At 29.5% G+C, this 15,958-nt stretch carries 15 protein-coding genes; 13 read left to right on the top strand and 2 right to left on the bottom strand.

Going from position 1 to position 15,958, the window contains the following annotated elements; all coding sequences use genetic code 11:
• The first annotated feature begins 24 nt into the window (after nt 1–24).
• From nusB to BBIDN127_RS00500, 5 genes are all read left to right on the top strand, one after another.
• On the top strand, nt 25–453 hold the full coding sequence (nusB, locus tag BBIDN127_RS00520) for a transcription antitermination factor NusB (RefSeq protein ID WP_014023364.1): 429 nt from the start codon (nt 25–27) through the stop codon (nt 451–453).
• On the top strand, nt 440–2,107 hold the full coding sequence (locus tag BBIDN127_RS00515) for a tetratricopeptide repeat protein (protein ID WP_014023363.1): 1,668 nt from the start codon (nt 440–442) through the stop codon (nt 2,105–2,107). Before nusB ends, BBIDN127_RS00515 begins: the two co-directional genes overlap by 14 nt.
• On the top strand, nt 2,100–2,855 hold the full coding sequence (map, locus tag BBIDN127_RS00510; protein ID WP_014023362.1) for a type I methionyl aminopeptidase: 756 nt from the start codon (nt 2,100–2,102) through the stop codon (nt 2,853–2,855). Before BBIDN127_RS00515 ends, map begins: the two co-directional genes overlap by 8 nt.
• Nucleotides 2,856–2,921: 66 nt before the next feature.
• A complete protein-coding gene (gene htrA / locus BBIDN127_RS00505) occupies nt 2,922–4,346 on the top strand; it encodes a DegQ family serine endoprotease HtrA (protein ID WP_014023361.1) in 1,425 nt (474 codons plus the stop codon).
• Between the two features lie 140 nt (nt 4,347–4,486).
• On the top strand, nt 4,487–5,080 hold the full coding sequence (locus tag BBIDN127_RS00500) for a phosphoribosyltransferase (RefSeq protein WP_014023360.1): 594 nt from the start codon (nt 4,487–4,489) through the stop codon (nt 5,078–5,080).
• Here the strand turns inward: BBIDN127_RS00500 and BBIDN127_RS00495 are convergent.
• Together BBIDN127_RS00495 and asnS are read right to left on the bottom strand one after the other, a co-directional pair.
• Nucleotides 5,077–5,550, bottom strand: coding sequence for a hypothetical protein (locus tag BBIDN127_RS00495; RefSeq protein WP_014023359.1), 474 nt, complete (start codon nt 5,548–5,550; stop codon nt 5,077–5,079). The two genes, BBIDN127_RS00500 and BBIDN127_RS00495, sit on opposite strands and share 4 nt — an antisense overlap.
• 22 nt (nt 5,551–5,572) lie before the next feature.
• Nucleotides 5,573–6,961, bottom strand: a complete 1,389-nt coding sequence (gene asnS, locus BBIDN127_RS00490; protein WP_014023358.1) for an asparagine--tRNA ligase — start codon at nt 6,959–6,961, stop codon at nt 5,573–5,575.
• A gap of 163 nt (nt 6,962–7,124) precedes the next feature.
• On the opposite strand from asnS, the gene murI reads away from it, so the two are divergent.
• The 8 genes from murI (at nt 7,125) to BBIDN127_RS00450 (ending at nt 15,958) form a co-directional block, all read left to right on the top strand.
• Nucleotides 7,125–7,907 carry a glutamate racemase gene (murI, locus tag BBIDN127_RS00485; RefSeq protein WP_014023357.1) on the top strand — a complete coding sequence of 261 codons (783 nt, stop codon included), beginning with the start codon at nt 7,125–7,127 and terminating at the stop codon, nt 7,905–7,907.
• The gene (rsgA, locus tag BBIDN127_RS00480; protein ID WP_014023356.1) at nt 7,904–8,827 is read left to right on the top strand and encodes a ribosome small subunit-dependent GTPase A; all 924 of its coding nucleotides are present in this window, start codon (nt 7,904–7,906) and stop codon (nt 8,825–8,827) included. The genes murI and rsgA overlap by 4 nt, the downstream gene beginning before the upstream one ends.
• Entirely contained in the window at nt 8,817–11,159 is a 2,343-nt protein-coding gene (locus tag BBIDN127_RS00475; protein WP_014023355.1) for an endonuclease MutS2, read from the top strand. The genes rsgA and BBIDN127_RS00475 overlap by 11 nt, the downstream gene beginning before the upstream one ends.
• A 5-nt stretch (nt 11,160–11,164) precedes the next feature.
• Nucleotides 11,165–11,551, top strand: coding sequence for a hypothetical protein (locus tag BBIDN127_RS00470; protein WP_014023354.1), 387 nt, complete (start codon nt 11,165–11,167; stop codon nt 11,549–11,551).
• A 186-nt stretch (nt 11,552–11,737) separates the two neighbouring features.
• Complete coding sequence (locus tag BBIDN127_RS00465; protein ID WP_014023353.1) at nt 11,738–12,337, top strand: V-type ATP synthase subunit E; 600 nt, start codon at nt 11,738–11,740, stop codon at nt 12,335–12,337.
• 9 nt (nt 12,338–12,346) lie between these two features.
• The gene (locus BBIDN127_RS00460) at nt 12,347–12,892 is read left to right on the top strand and encodes a hypothetical protein (RefSeq protein ID WP_014023352.1); all 546 of its coding nucleotides are present in this window, start codon (nt 12,347–12,349) and stop codon (nt 12,890–12,892) included.
• A 13-nt stretch (nt 12,893–12,905) separates the two neighbouring features.
• On the top strand, nt 12,906–14,633 hold the full coding sequence (locus tag BBIDN127_RS00455; protein WP_014023351.1) for a V-type ATP synthase subunit A: 1,728 nt from the start codon (nt 12,906–12,908) through the stop codon (nt 14,631–14,633).
• Nucleotides 14,634–14,653: 20 nt separating this feature from the next.
• On the top strand, nt 14,654–15,958 hold the full coding sequence (locus tag BBIDN127_RS00450) for a V-type ATP synthase subunit B (protein WP_014023350.1): 1,305 nt from the start codon (nt 14,654–14,656) through the stop codon (nt 15,956–15,958).

Genomic DNA, 15,958 nt, shown 5'->3' with positions numbered 1-15,958 from the left:
TTATATAATTTTATTATGGATTTAATGCATGAAATTAGAGTTTTAGCTTTTCAAAAGATTTATAGCGTTGATATTAATCAAAGTGCAATGGATGATATTTTTGATATTTTTAATATTGAGGATAAAGGATTGGACATAGAAAATGAATCTATTAAATCGTTTTATTCTTCTTTAGTAAATGGTACTTTTAATAATTTAGAGCATATTGATAGTTTGATTGGGGATATTTCTTTGAATTGGTCTTTAGATCGTATGGATAAGGTTGATCTTGCAATACTTAGAATGAGCGTTTATTCTTTGAAGTTCCAAAATTTTAAAAATTCAAAACGTGCTGTAATTGATGAGGCAATTTTGATTGCCAAGAAATATGGCAGTAAAAACTCTTACAAGTTTATAAATGGTATACTTGATGCTTTACTTAAAAATATGGAGAGTTGTATTGAAAAAAAATAAAACTTTAGTGTTCATTTTATTATTCTTATTATCGGTTTTTTTAGGGGGTTTTTATTTATATTTTGATCCCAATATTTTATACTTTTTAAAAGGTGAGAAAGATTTTAGCAAGCTTATTATGGGGATTGATTTTTATATTGATAAAAAAAAATTCACTGATGCTAAAAAAGCAATGCTATTTTCATCATATTATGCTAATACTGAATTTAAATGGCTAGCTCTTGTTAAAAGAGCTAAGCTTTGGGCTTTAAATACAGGTGATTATCATCTTATGGGGGAGATAGTAAATCTTGGTGTTAAAGTTTTGCCGGGAAATTTGAAGTTAAGAGCTTTGGAAGTTTATTCTAAACTTAAAATTGGGCTTTTAAAAGACGCTTATAGAATTGCAAATCAATATCTTTTAAATAGCGAAGAATATCAAGGGCTTTGTGATGAAGTCTTTATTAAAAATTTAAGTGTAGATAATGGGGTTTTAGATTTTAACAAATTTATTGATAAAATCTATAAAGAAAAGGATGTTCGTATTTTTGAAGAGATAGGTTTAAATCTTAAAAATAATGCATTTTTAATAAATGCAATGCTTTTGTATATAGAGAAAAAAAACATAGATGCCGCTAAGCGTATACTTTTCAAAATTAAAGAAGACAAAAATTTTTTGAAAGAGCTTGCATATATTTCGTATAATCTTAATGATTTGGATTTTACAATTTCCAATCTTAAGTCCATTAAAAATGAAGAAGACCCCACTTTGCTTTTTTTGCTTGCTGATGCTTATTTCAAAAAAGGAGATATTAAGAATGCTAAAAATGAATATTTAAAGCTTTATACAAAATTTCCTAATTACAATGTTCTTGTTTATTTAAATCTTGCACTTATAGCTAATAGTGAGAATGATCATAAAAGAGCAATTTCTTATTTAAATAAGGCTAATGAGGTGTTTAAAGATAATAAGATAATAAATTATTATTTAGCAAACATATACTTTAGAATTAAAAATTATTTTAAAGCTAATGAAATTATAGCTAATTACAAGGAAGATCCGTTATTTTTTAAACTTTATTTTGCATTAAATTATGCAAATTCTAAGTATGAGGCGAAAAAATCTTATTTGTGGCGACTATTTTATAAGACTGAATACAATTCTAGTATTGCACAATTTTTGGCTTGGAATTTGCTGCTTTATTCAGATTTAAAGGACCTGGATTTATTTTTTAGAATTTATAATTTTTCTGAAAATAAACAGGATTGGTATGATTTTTATAAATTTTATTATTATTTTCTTAAGAGAGATTTTATTAGTTCAAAAAAGATAATTTTTGACAATAAATCTCAAAAATATATGTTTGGAATTTATTATAATCTTGGAGTTTTAAGCTTTTCTGAAAAAGATTATAAAGAAGCGGAAAAATATTTTAATAAAGGAATATCTTTATTGCCTAGTAGTTTTTATGATAAAGATTCTAGCACTAACCATGAACGTGAGCTTGTATCAAAAATCTACCTAAAACAGGGAATTAATTATCTTTATTTGGGAAAAATGGAAAAAGGCAAAGAGTCCATTTTGGCTTCTTATTCTTTTTACGAAACTGATGAAGGAAGGCTTTATAAAAATATGATAGATACACTCAGAGAAAGGAAGTTGAATTTTGACTAAACTAAGATTGAAATCTAAAGATGAGATTAAAAAAATAAAAGCTTCAGCAAACTTGCTGGCGCTTACTTTGTTAGAAGTTGAGAGAAATATTGTTCCTGGTATTAGTACTAAGGAGCTTGATTTGATAGCCTATGATTTTATTATTAAAAATCGAGCTAAGCCTGCTTTTAAGGGATATCGTGGGTTTAAGGGCACTATTTGCGCATCTGTTAATGAAGAGGTTATTCACGGCATTCCCGGAAAAAGAAAATTAGCTGTTGGGGATATTGTTAGTATTGATTGTGGAGTTATTCTTGATGGGTTTTATAGTGATATGGCAAAAACTTTTAAAGTGGGGAATGTAGATCCTGGTATTGACAAGCTTTTAGAAGTTACAAATGCTTCTCTTTACAAAGGTATTGCTGAAATGAAAGTGGGAAATAGAATTTTAGATATATCAAAAGCAATAGAAGGTTATATAAAGCCCTTTGGTTTTGGAATAGTTAGAGAATATACAGGTCATGGTGTTGGATTTCAACTTCACGAAGAACCAAGTGTTCCAAATTATTATGCACCTTTTTTTAAAAATATTAGAATTCAAGAGGGTATGGTTTTGGCTATTGAGCCTATGGTAAACTTAAAGGGGCACGAGGTTTCAATAAAAAGTGATGGTTGGACTGTTTTTGCATCTGATCTTAGTTGTTCTGCACATTTTGAACATACTGTTGCTGTTGTTGATGGATTGCCTTTAATTTTAAGTGAAGTTTAAATTTCAAATTAATCAAATATTTAAATATTTTTTGTAAAATCGAGTAATTATGTGGAGGTTATAAAAGTGGAAAAAAAGTTTTTTTCTGGATTTCTTCTTAGTTTTTTGGCTTTGGGTATTGGGTTTTTTATTGGAATGCATTATTTAGATTCTAATAGAAGCAACATTGTTTTTGCAGAAGAAAAGGACAATACAGTACGAGCCTTGCAAGATTCTTTTAGAGAAGTTTCCAAGAAAATTTTACCATCATCTGTAGAAGTTCATGCAACAGGTGTAATCAAGCAGAGTTTTCCTATTCCATTTTTCTTTTTTGATATGCCAGAATTTGATTCTGAGAGAAAGAGCAATTGGGCAGGGTCTGGAGTAATAATTGGTAGAGATTCTCAAAAAAAATCATTATTTTATGTGGTTACAAATAGTCATGTAGTAGATAAGGCAACCGAACTTGAGGTTGTATCTTATGATAAGAAAAAGCACAAGGCTAAGTTAATTGGCAAAGATGAAAAAAAAGATATTGCTCTTATTAGCTTTGAAAGTGACGACGCAACTATTAAAGTAGCTGATCTTGGAGATAGTGATAAGCTTGAAATAGGCGATTGGGTTATGGCAGTAGGCAGTCCTTTTCAATTTAGTTTTACAGTTACAGCAGGTATTGTAAGTGGTTTGCAGCGTTCTGCAAATCCTAATTTGCAATCAAGGAATTTATTTATTCAAACCGATGCTGCAATCAACAGAGGTAATTCAGGTGGTCCTCTTGTAAATATAAAAGGTGAGGTTATTGGAATTAATGCTTGGATAGCTTCAAATTCTGGTGGAAATATTGGTTTAGGTTTTGCAATTCCTGTTAACAATATTAAAAGTACTGTAGATTTTTTCCTTAAAGGTAAAAAAATTGAATCGGCTTGGCTTGGAATTTCTTTTTATCCGTTAAAGACAAGAGATTCTGAGGTGCTAAAAAGCTTGGGGGTTGAAAGTAATGATGTTTCAGCTGCAATTATTGCTTCTCTTTATCCAGGTTCACCTGCTGTTAAGTCAGGACTTAGGGCAGGAGATATTATTGTGAAGGTTAATGGGGTGTCCATGAGTGTTTTCCAAGATGTTACATCATATATTAGCGATTTTTATGCGGGCGAGAAAGTAAATGTAGAAATTTTAAGAGGTAATATCAAAAAAAATATTGAGATTGTTCTTGCTGTTAGACCTAAGGATAAAGAGCTTTCTTCTTCAAAGATGCTTCCTGGTTTTGTTGTGTATCCATTAGTTGAGGATATTAAAGCTCAGCTTAATTTAAGAAATTGGATTAAAGGTGTTGTTGTTGATTATATTGATAAAAATTTAGCACCAAATATTAAGATGAAGTCAGGAGATGTAATTCTTTCTGTAAATTCAAAAAGTGTTTCTAATTTAAGAGAATTTTATGATGCTCTTGGGGTTGGAAAAAATACTTATAAAATTTTAAGAGGAAATGATTCTTTTAAAATTTCATTTTAGTAAGTTTTAGTTTTGGGTTAAGAGTTGATCTTAACCCTTTTTTGTTTTATGCAATTATTATGCGTTAGTTTGCATTAAAATATTTTGATTAAATAAATTTTATTGTTATTAGAAAAGAATAAAAGGGATAAGTTTTAATTATGAAGAAATATGTTTCTTATGAAGAGATAAGAATTAATGGATTTAAGTTGGCTTATAAAATTTATAAAGATGGATTTATTCCAGATATTATGTATGTTTCTTTGAGAGGAGGAGCCTATCTTGGCAATATTATTAGCGAATTTTTTAAATTTGTAAAAGTAGATAAACCCCTTTTATATGCTGCTGTTGTTGCTAGATCTTATGATATTTTTAATGAGCAAAAAAAGATAATGATAGATGGTTGGACTTATGATCCAAAATATTTAAGGGCAGGCGATAAAGTTTTATTTGTTGATGACATTTTTGATACGGGGCGTACTATTGTTTATTTGAGAAATGAAGTTTTAAAAAAGGGCATAGAGAGTAAAAATGTTAAAATAGCAGTTTACGATTATAAGGATCATGGATTTGTAGATTATATTCCTGATTATTATGTTAATAAATATTCTAATCAAGAAGAATTAAATACTTGGATTCATTATGGAAATCATGAGCTGACAGGATTAAATGAAAATGAATATAAGAATAGTTTTAAATGTATAGATGATGAACTTAATGAGGTTTTAAGATTTTTGGCAAAAAATAAATCTTAATTATTGTCCTCTATATATTCTATTAAAGTGTATCCCTTTGTTTTTAGCATTTTAATAATTATTCCTAGATTATCTTTTAATATTGGGCCGATTAGCATATGAGTTTTTTCGGTTTTAACTGGGAATTTATTATTATTTTTAATTTCTTGAAAGTTATCACCTTTATAGCTAGGATAAACTTTAACATAGTTAGTTGTTGTAAGGTTTACAGCATTTGCAGTTTTTTGATTTATATTTTTGTCTAAATTTCTGTTGGGGTAATTAATTTTTTTTGATTTTTGTATGTATATATTGGAATTTATATTTTTTTCACTATTTGGATCTCTTTTTAAAATTGAATTTTTTTTTATTTTTGTTTCTACATTTGAAAATAATTCCAATTTATTGTTTAATTTTTCATCTTTTACTGAAAATAATCTTGTTACAAAAAGAAAGAGTAGCATTAATTTGTAAAGTTTTGTTAATTTCATCTTTTTGTTTCCTTTAGGTTGATTAAAAATAAAGATTTTTAGGGGTTCTTGGGAATGGTATTGAATCTCTTATATTAGATATTCCTGTTGAGTATTGCACCAATCTTTCAAGTCCAAGTCCAAAACCAGAATGAGGAGTCGAGCCAAATCTCCTTAGGTCAAGATACCAGTTTAGATTTTCAATGTTTAGGTTTAATTCTTTTATTCTATTTTCTAATTTTTGCAGGTCATCTTCTCTTTCGCTTCCCCCTATAATCTCTCCAATTCTTGGAACAAGTATGTCCATTGCTTTAACAGTTTTGTTGTCTTTATTTGCTTTCATGTAAAATGCTTTGAAATTTTTTGGATAATCAATGACCACTACTGGTTTTTTAAAAGTTTCTTCTGTTAAGTATCTTTCATGATCTGTTTGCAAATCTATTCCCCAGCAGGGCCTTGTTTCAAAATTTTTTTTTGAATTTTCAAGAATTTCAATTGCTTTAGTATAGGTAATAACCTCAAAATTTGAATTTATTACATTTTCTAGTTTTTTAATTAAGCCTTTTTCAATATAATTTTCCAAAAAATCCATATCTTGTGAGCATTCGTTTAAAATTGAACTTAAAAGATATTTCAAAAGATCTTCTGCTAGTGTAATATTGTCGGCAAGCTTATAAAAAGCCATTTCTGGTTCTATCATCCAAAATTCTGAAGCGTGGCGTGTGGTGTTAGAATTTTCTGCTCGAAATGTTGGGCCGAATGTATATATTTTAGATAAAGCCATCGCGTATGCTTCCCCGTGCAATTGCCCGGTGACAGAGAGAAAAGCTTCTTTTCCAAAAAAATCGTCTTTAAAATCAATATTGTTAAGTGCATTGTTTGGTTTATTAAATTTTAGTGTGGAAACCCTAAACATTTCTCCGGCACCTTCTCCATCATTTGATGTAATTATTGGTGTATTAATATAAAAAAAACCATTTTTTTGGAAATATTCATGAATTTTGTATGAAATTTTATTTCTTACCCTAGCAATAGCCCCAAATGTGTTGGTTCGTATTCTTAAATGAGGTATTTCTCTTAAAAATTCAAAAGAATGTCTTTTCTTTTGCAATGGGTAAGTTTCTGGGTCTGTTTCTCCGATTACGTTAAAATTATGTGTTTTTATTTCATAATTTTGACCTTTTGCGGGGCTTTCCACTAATAGGCCTGTTAACGATATGCTTGCTCCGGTTGTTAATTTTTTTAGATCTTTTTCACTAAATTGATTTTCTTCTTCATTTATTACAGCTTGAATTCCTTTAAGTGTTGAGCCGTCATTAATTTCTATAAATCCAATCTTACCATTACTTCTTTTTGTTCTAATCCAGCCGTTTATTGTAATATTGCTGTTTAAAATTGGCTTTTTTAAAATATCTTTAATGCTTGTAAACATTTTATTTATCACCCTAAATATTTATTAATATTGCTAAATCAATTTTATTATAACTTAAAACTTTTTTTAAAAAAAACATTTAACAATTTTTATTATTTTAATTCTTGATATTAACTTTGTTAATATTTATACTTTATTTTTTAGGGGTGATTATTATTTTGTAATGAAAAATTTCAAGAAAGTAATAATTGTTTTTGATTCAGGAATAGGGGGACTTTCTTATTTTAAATATATTAAAAGTAAAATAGGGGGATTTCAATATGTTTATATTGCCGATAATAAAAACTTTCCTTATGGAGAAAAAAGTCCTGAATATCTTTTAGAAGCAGTTTTGTTGTTAACTAAAAAACTTCAAAAAATCTATAATATTGGCGCATTAATTTTAGCTTGCAATACAATTTCTGTTAGTGTACACAATAAATTGAATTTTGTTTTTCCGGTAGTTTATACTTTGCCAGAGATAAGTTCAGTTTCAGATCTTGCTTTAAAAAGGGTTCTTTTGATTGCAACAAATACTACCCTTGAAAGCAAATTTGTTAAGGATCAAGTAAATATACACAATGATTTGCTTGTAAAATCTGCTGGGGAGCTTGTTAATTTTGTTGAATATGGAAAGAGGTACAAAAAAGATGCTCTTAGATGTTTGGAAGATTTAAAATTTGAAGTTGTAAATACTGGTAGAGAAATTGTTTTTCTTGGATGCACGCATTATTTGCATCTTAAGGCAATGATAGAAGATTTTTTAAAAATTCCTGTTTACGAGAATCGTGAATTAGTGGTACAAAATCTTATTAGATCAATGAATTTTTCTGAACATAAGGGTAATTATTATAAAAATGATGTTGATTTTGTAGATGAGTTTTATTTGACCGAAAATAAAAATTTAACTTTTTATCAAAATTTTTGCAAAAAATATAATCTCCGCTTTAAAGGAATGATAGTTTGAATTATCTTGAATTTGAAGTTATTTGGGGAGTGAATAATATATACTCTATTTTAGAGCTTAGCAGTAAGTTAATTTATGAAGGAATTTTTAAGGGTAAAGTATTAGAAACAGGTTGCAAGGAGTATAGTCCTTTAGTTCCAGGGGATATAGTCTTGGGGTATATTTATGGTTCTCGCAAGGTGTATATTGATAAGCGAGTAAATAGGAAAAATATTCTTTGGCGTTACAACAAGAAAGCAGATCTTAGGCAGACAATTGTTTCTAATATTGATAATGTTTTGATTGTAAGTTCTGCTAATTTCCCCGAGATGAAAAATTTTTTTATTGACAGAGTTCTTGTTGTTGCAGAAGAGCAAAATATTGTTCCTGTTATTGTAATTAATAAAATTGACAAAGGAATAAGTCAAAGGGCGCAAGAATTTTCTGAAATTTATGAAAATCTAGGATACAAAGTTTTAAAAACTTCTGTTAAAACTTCTGAGGGCATTAAAGAAGTGAAAGAGGTTTTGAAAAATTCAAGAACTTCTTTTATTGGCCAGTCTGGTGTTGGTAAATCTTCTTTGATAAATTTAATTGATTCAAGGGCTTCTCAATCGGTAAATGAAATTTCACATAAATATTCCAGGGGAAAGCATACCACCGTTTATTCGATATCATTTCATTCTGAGAGTGGAATAATAGTTGATACTCCAGGAATAAAGGAGTTTGGAATTGAAACATTGCCTTTTGAGAGTCTTAAGTATTATTTTAAAGAGTTTGAAAATTTTGCTAGTTTTTGCAAATATAAATCTTGTTTGCATGTTAGCGAACCTTGTTGTTCTGTTACAAGTTCTTTAGGCAATGGTATTTCTAAACTTAGATACGAAAGCTATTTAAAGATTTTGTCAGAGCTTAAAAATTATAAAAATTATGCAAGATAAGCAAGATAAATATTTAAAAAATATCGATTTTTATGAAATTTTATCTTTAGTATCTAAGTACGTTTCTAATCCAGACACTGTTGATTTACTAAGGAATCAAAAAATATTAAAAACAAGAGAAAGTTTAGAGAAAATGTTCTCCTTTGTAAGTCTGATTAGAATGCTTTTTGAGAGTTATAAAGGATATCCAAACTCTTTTATAAATGGTTTAAAATATCTTATTTCATTATTATCAAAAGAAAATTCAAGAGTTTCTATTGAAAATTTGAAAGATATTGTAGTGTTTTTAGATGAGATTTTAAGAATAAATTTATTTTTGCATAAAAATAGTGATATCAAGCATCTTAATGTTCAAATTTTATCTGATTTATTATTTTTAAACCCAGAACTAAAAAATTTGCTTAATGAATTGAAAGAACATATAGATGTTGATTCTCTTGAATTGAAAAGTGGTGTTGTAAAAGAATATGATTCGATTGAATTTGAAATTAAAAATTTAAATAGGCGAGTTGAAAATCAGATAAAAAGAATAATTAGTCTGAATGCAGAATATTTGACTTCTAATTTTGTTTATTATAAATCAAATAAATATACCCTTGCTCTTAAGTCTAATTTTAAAGGTAAAATTAAGGGCAATATTATTTCTATTTCATCATCAGGTGAAACATTTTATATTGAACCAAATGATATTTTAAACGATAACAATAGGTTAAATTATTTGAGTTTAGAAAAAGAAAGAATAATTTTAAAAATTTTACAAAATCTTTCTGCTAAAGTTCATAACGACATTGTTCTTTTAAATAATCTTTATAATAATTTTTTGTATTATGATTCTTTAAAAGCACGAGCGATTTATGGAATCAAAACTAAAGGGATATTCCCTGAGATTTCAAATATATTAAATATTTTTGATGCACATCATCCTTTGTTAAAGGATCCAAAGGCAATAACTTTTACTCCTTCTGAGAACCGTGTTGTAATTATTACTGGCCCTAATGCTGGTGGGAAAACAGTAACTTTAAAGACAATTGGACTACTTAGCGCAATGTTTCAATTTGGAATTCCTATTACTGTTGGTGAGTCTAGTACTTTCAAAATTTTTGATAACATTTTTATTGACATTGGTGATGAGCAGTCAATTTCTAATTCTCTTTCAACTTTTTCAAGCCATATGAGTAATATTTCTTATATTTTAAAACATACTACAAAAAATAGCCTTGTAATATTTGATGAATTTTGCTCAGGGACGGACATTGATCAAGGTCAGGCGCTTGCTATTTCAATTCTTGAATATTTAATCAATATTAATCCTTATGTTTTAATATCAACGCATTATAATGCTCTTAAATATTTTGCATATACCCATAAGGGTGTTATTAATGCCTCTATGCGGATGGATTTAGAAACGATGCAGCCCAATTATAATTTAATTTTTTCCATTCCTGGTGAAAGTTATGCGTTTAATGTTGCTAGTAGGGCTTTGATTGACAGGAGTATAGTAGTTCGTGCTAATGAAATTTATTCATCTCAAAAAACAGAAATTAATGAAATTTTAGAAAAATTAATAGAAAAAGAAAAAGATTTGCTTTTAATTAAAGAAAATATGAATAAGAAATTAATCCAAATAGAATTGCGAGAAAAAGAGATAGAAAATTTTCATCAAGATCTTTTATTAAAGGAAAAAAATATTGAGACAGAGCTTTTAAATGAGCAGAATGAATTTTTAAAAAATTCAAGAAAAGTTTTAGAAAATTTGGTTAGAGAGATAAAAGAGGGCAATATTAATGTTGCAAAGAATAAAGCTTTTATATCAGATTTGAAAAAAAATGTAGACCTTAAGTTAAATAAAGTAAATTCTCTTAACAATAAGAGAAATATGGCTGCAAATTTTAAAATAGGAGACAGGGTTAAGATACTTAATTCTAATGCAAAAGGGAAAATAGTTGAGATTTCAAAAAAGAAGATTACTGTTAATGTAGGTGCTTTTAATGTTAGTGTTTCTAGCTCAGAGATATCTTTGGAAAACTTTAAAGAAAAAAAAGAGGATGGTAAAAATTTTAACTTTTCAATTGATTATGATAAGGAGAATTTATTAAGTCTTACCGTTGATATTAGGGGCATGAGAGCCGTTGATGCTCTAGACTTTTTGAATAAGAAAATAGATAATATTATATTAAATGGCATTAATAAATTTGAGATCATTCATGGAAAAGGTGAGGGGCATCTTATGAGAGAAGTTCACAATTTGCTAAAGGAATTGAAGTTTGTTAGAAAATATTATTTTGCTCACCCTAGTGATGGCGGGTCTGGAAAAACTATAGTTGAGATTTAATTTAGGTGAATATATCAAAATTTAATGAATTTGAAAATGTATTGTTTCACATTTGCCTTGATGTTGATTTTGTGCTTGAGAATGAATTTGGCAATTCTTATGATATTCACCCCAACAGGCCGTTTAGGGGCAAGGCCGCGAATGGTCTTTTGGATGGTCTTTTTAGCGTTACAACAACTTTTACGTCGGGTTATGGATCTAAGTTTGGAAGAGGTTATTTGATTATTATTGAGATATTAACTTTAAATTTTGTTGATAGTGAATTTTGGGATAAGATAAATAAAAGGGGTATTGAAATCTTTAGAGAAGGACTTAAAAATAAATTTCCAAGCAAAAATCTTGATATAGTGCTTGATGGCAATGTTTATAAAATTATTGGGCCATTTTTTTAATGGTTGTATTATTTCTAATAATTGAGAATAAATATATTCATCAAAGAAATATTATTGCGTCAATTTGATATATTTTTTAATATTGTAAAATTTTTGATATTAAAAATTTATTGTATGCTTTTGAAAAGCTTTGCTTGCTAATAGGTGTTAAGTTATTATTTTTATGTTGTATGATAAGGAGTTTTAATGCAATTTGAAGTAAAGGATCTGATAAATAAAATTAAAAAAGATGGGCTTGAAGAAGCTGAGCGAGTATCTAGTGATATTATTTTGAAGGCTAAAAGAGAGGCAGAAGAAATAGTTGCTAGAGCAGAAGAAGCCGCTAGAGTATTAAAGGTAAAATCAGAAAAAGAAGCCAATGATTATAAATCTCATGCTCTTGAAGCTTCTCGTCAGGCCATCAGGGATTTAATTATTGGCGTTGAAAAGAATCTTAAATCTCTTTTTGAAAATGCTTTAAAAGATAATGTATCAGAAGTTTTTAGTGATAATAATTTCTTAGCAGAGCTTATAATTAAAATAACAGATTCATGGGCCAAGGGAGAAAAATTAGTTATTCAATTAAATGAATCTGATTTTTCTAGTTTAGAGCAGATATTAAAACTAAAGCTTGGCAATAAACTTAAGGAAGGAATGGAGCTTAGACCTTTCAGAGGCATAAGCAAAGGTTTTAAGATTCAAAAAAAGAATATTAGTTTGCATTATGATTTTTCAGCTGAAACTATTGCAGGCATTCTTTTTGATTATCTTAATCCAAGATTTAAGGAAGTTATAAAAGTGGTCTAGGAGACTTTTGTGTTGGATTCATATTATTATGTTTTATCTTCTTTGCCTTATATTGATTTAAAATCTTTGAAAAATTATAGTGTTTCAGATTTTTTGAATAATGTCGAAATTTCTTTAAGTAAAAAGGACTTTGATTTTTTAAAAGGGTTGTTAGAATTTAAGGTAGATAGGGGTAAGTCAAAAGTTATTGATCTTTTCTTTGATTTTGAAGATGCAATAAGATATACACTTGCGGTTTTAAGGGCAGAAAAATTGGGGTTGTCTAAGGATTTCTATTTAGAATCTACTTACTTTTCAAGTTACTATCTGAGTATTTTGAAAAATATCTGTTTGAAAGAAAATCCTTTTGAAATAGAATTAAGTTTTGATCTTCTTAAGTGGCAATTTTTAACTGATCTTGAGGTTGGGCATGAATTTGATTTTGAGAAATTAATAATTTACTTTTTAAAGCTAAGGTTATTTTTAAGGCATAATTTATTTAAAGAAAAATTGGGTATTCAAAATTTTGACAATATTTGTAAAAATTTAATTGATAAAACTAATGAAAAAGTTTAGAAAAGGAATTTAAATGAATACAAAAGGAAAAGTCGTTGGAGTTAATGGAAACTTGGTTACTATTGAGGTAGAAGGTTCAGTTTCTATGAATGAAGTTTTATTTGTAAAGACCGCTGGTAGAAATTTAAAAGCCGAAGTAATTCGTGTTAGAGGCAATGAAGTTGATGCACAAGTTTTTGAATTGACAAAAGGCATATCTGTTGGGGATCTAGTTGAATTTACAGACAAGCTTTTAACAGTTGAACTTGGGCCAGGTCTTTTAACTCAAGTGTATGACGGGCTTCAAAATCCTTTGCCCGAATTGGCTATTCAATGTGGATTTTTTTTAGAAAGGGGAGTATATTTAAGGCCCTTGAATAAAGATAAAAAGTGGAATTTTAAAAGAACCTCCAAGGTTGGAGACATCGTTATTGCGGGAGATTTTTTAGGTTTTGTGATTGAGGGAACTGTTCACCACCAAATAATGATTCCATTTTATAAAAGAGATTCTTATAAAATTGTGGAGATTGTAAATGATGGTGACTATTCGATTGATGAGCAAATTGCTGTAATTGAAGATGATTCTGGCATGAAGCATAGCATTACAATGTCTTTTCATTGGCCTGTTAAAATTCCTATTACTAATTATAAAGAACGACTTATTCCTAGTGAGCCTATGTTGACTCAAACGAGGATTATAGATACATTTTTTCCAGTTGCCAAGGGTGGAACTTTTTGCATTCCGGGACCTTTTGGGGCTGGAAAAACGGTTCTTCAACAGGTTACAAGTCGAAATGCTGATGTTGATGTGGTGATTATTGCAGCTTGTGGTGAGCGAGCAGGAGAAGTGGTAGAAACTCTTAAGGAATTCCCTGAGTTAATGGATCCAAAAACAGGTAAATCTTTAATGGATAGGACTTGTATTATTTGTAATACATCTTCAATGCCAGTTGCAGCCAGGGAAGCTTCTGTTTATACTGCTATTACTATTGGTGAGTATTACAGGCAAATGGGACTTGATATTCTTCTTTTGGCAGATTCAACTTCAAGATGGGCGCAAGCTATGAGAGAAATGTCTGGTCGTCTTGAAGAAATTCCAGGTGAAGAGGCTTTTCCGGCATATCTTGAATCTATTATTGCTTCCTTTTATGAAAGGGCAGGCATTGTAGTTCTTAATAATGGCGATATTGGATCTGTAACAGTTGGTGGTTCTGTAAGCCCTGCTGGTGGTAATTTTGAAGAGCCAGTTACTCAAGCAACTTTAAAGGTTGTAGGAGCATTTCACGGACTTACAAGAGAAAGGTCTGATGCTAGGAAATTTCCAGCAATTAGCCCTCTTGAATCTTGGAGCAAATATAAAGGTGTTATTGATTCTGAAAAGACGGAATATGCAAGATCTTTTTTGGTAAAAGGCAACGAAATCAATCAGATGATGAAAGTTGTTGGGGAGGAGGGCATAAGTAACGAGGATTTTTTAATTTATTTGAAATCGGAACTTCTTGATGCATGCTATTTACAACAAAATTCATTTGATTCTGTTGATGCTGCTGTAAATTCAGAGCGTCAAAATTATATGTTTGATATAGTTTATAACATTCTTAAAGCCAACTTTGAGTTTTCTGATAAACTTCAAGCAAGAGATTTTATAAATGAATTAAGGCAAAATCTTTTAGACATGAATCTTTCTTCTTTTAAAGATTATAAGTTTAATAAATTGGAGTATGCTTTGAATGAATTGATAAATTTTAAAAAGGTAATTTAGGGGTTTGGAGAAATACATATATGAAAAGAGTCTATAGTAAAATAGAGTCTATAGCAGGCAATGTAATAACTGTTACAGCTCAAGGCATTAAGTATGGTGAGCTTGCTATTGTGAAAGCAAAAGATACAAGTTCTCTAGCCGAAGTGATTAAGCTTGATCGAGAAAAAGTTTCTCTTCAGGTTTATGGTGGCACAAGAGGTGTTTCCACGTCAGACGAGATAAAGTTTTTGGGCCATTCAATGCAGGTTTCATTTTCTGATAATTTGTTGGGCAGAATTTTTGATGGTTCTGGAAATCCTAGAGACGGAGGTCCTACTCTTGATGATAGTTTGATTGAAATTGGGGGGCCTTCTGCAAATCCTACAAAACGGATTGTTCCTAGAAATATGATAAGAACGGGGCTTCCAATGATAGATGTTTTTAACACTCTTGTTGAATCTCAAAAATTACCAATTTTTTCTGTTTCTGGGGAGCCTTATAATGAGCTGCTTGTGAGAATTGCACTTCAAGCAGAAGTTGATTTAATAATTCTTGGCGGAATGGGGCTTAAGAATGATGATTATTTAACTTTTAAAGATTCCTTAGAAAAAGGTGGCGCTTTAAGTAGGGCAATTTTTTTTGTTCATACCGCTAATGATTCTGTTGTTGAATCTTTAACCGTTCCTGATATTTCGCTTTCTGTTGCTGAGAAGTTTGCCCTTAAAGGTAAAAAAGTTTTGGTGCTTCTTACAGATATGACAAATTTTGCTGATGCGATGAAAGAAATATCTATTACAATGGAACAAGTACCTTCTAATAGAGGTTATCCCGGAGATTTATATTCTCAGCTTGCATATCGTTATGAGAAAGCTATTGATTTTGAAGGTGCAGGATCGATTACAATACTTGCGGTTACAACAATGCCGGGTGATGATGTTACTCATCCTGTTCCTGATAACACCGGGTATATTACAGAAGGACAGTATTATTTAAAGGGCGGGAGGATAGAGCCTTTTGGATCGCTTTCAAGACTTAAGCAAATGGTAAATAGTAGAACTAGAGACGATCATAGGACTATAATGGATTCAATGATCAAGCTTTATGCATCTTCAAAAGAGTCTGTAGAAAAAAAGGCTATGGGATTTAATATGACCAAGTGGGATGAAAAATTGCTCAAGTATAGCAATATGTTTGAAAGCAAGATGATGGATTTGTCTGTTAATATTCCACTAGAAGAGGCTTTAGATTTGGGCTGGGAGATTCTTGCTAGTTGTTTTAGTCCAAAAGAAACGGGAATAAAAACAGACCTTATTGAAAAGTATTGGCCTAAAAAAGAGACTTATTGA

Source organism: Borreliella bissettiae DN127 (assembly GCF_000222305.1).
Classification (GTDB): domain Bacteria; phylum Spirochaetota; class Spirochaetia; order Borreliales; family Borreliaceae; genus Borreliella; species Borreliella carolinensis.
Note: the sequence above shows the minus strand (reverse complement) of the source record. Positions and strands in the feature narration are given on the sequence as shown.

Coding starts and splice junctions, on each gene's coding strand:
- BBIDN127_RS00450 (WP_014023350.1), top strand. CDS start 14,654: ATGAAAAGAGTCTATAGTAAAATAGAGTCTATAGCAGGCAATGTAATA.
- BBIDN127_RS00475 (WP_014023355.1), top strand. CDS start 8,817: ATGCAAGATAAGCAAGATAAATATTTAAAAAATATCGATTTTTATGAA.
- BBIDN127_RS00495 (WP_014023359.1), bottom strand. CDS start 5,550: ATGAAATTAACAAAACTTTACAAATTAATGCTACTCTTTCTTTTTGTA.
- BBIDN127_RS00500 (WP_014023360.1), top strand. CDS start 4,487: ATGAAGAAATATGTTTCTTATGAAGAGATAAGAATTAATGGATTTAAG.
- asnS (WP_014023358.1), bottom strand. CDS start 6,961: ATGTTTACAAGCATTAAAGATATTTTAAAAAAGCCAATTTTAAACAGC.
- murI (WP_014023357.1), top strand. CDS start 7,125: ATGAAAAATTTCAAGAAAGTAATAATTGTTTTTGATTCAGGAATAGGG.
- BBIDN127_RS00465 (WP_014023353.1), top strand. CDS start 11,738: ATGCAATTTGAAGTAAAGGATCTGATAAATAAAATTAAAAAAGATGGG.
- BBIDN127_RS00455 (WP_014023351.1), top strand. CDS start 12,906: ATGAATACAAAAGGAAAAGTCGTTGGAGTTAATGGAAACTTGGTTACT.
- nusB (WP_014023364.1), top strand. CDS start 25: ATGCATGAAATTAGAGTTTTAGCTTTTCAAAAGATTTATAGCGTTGAT.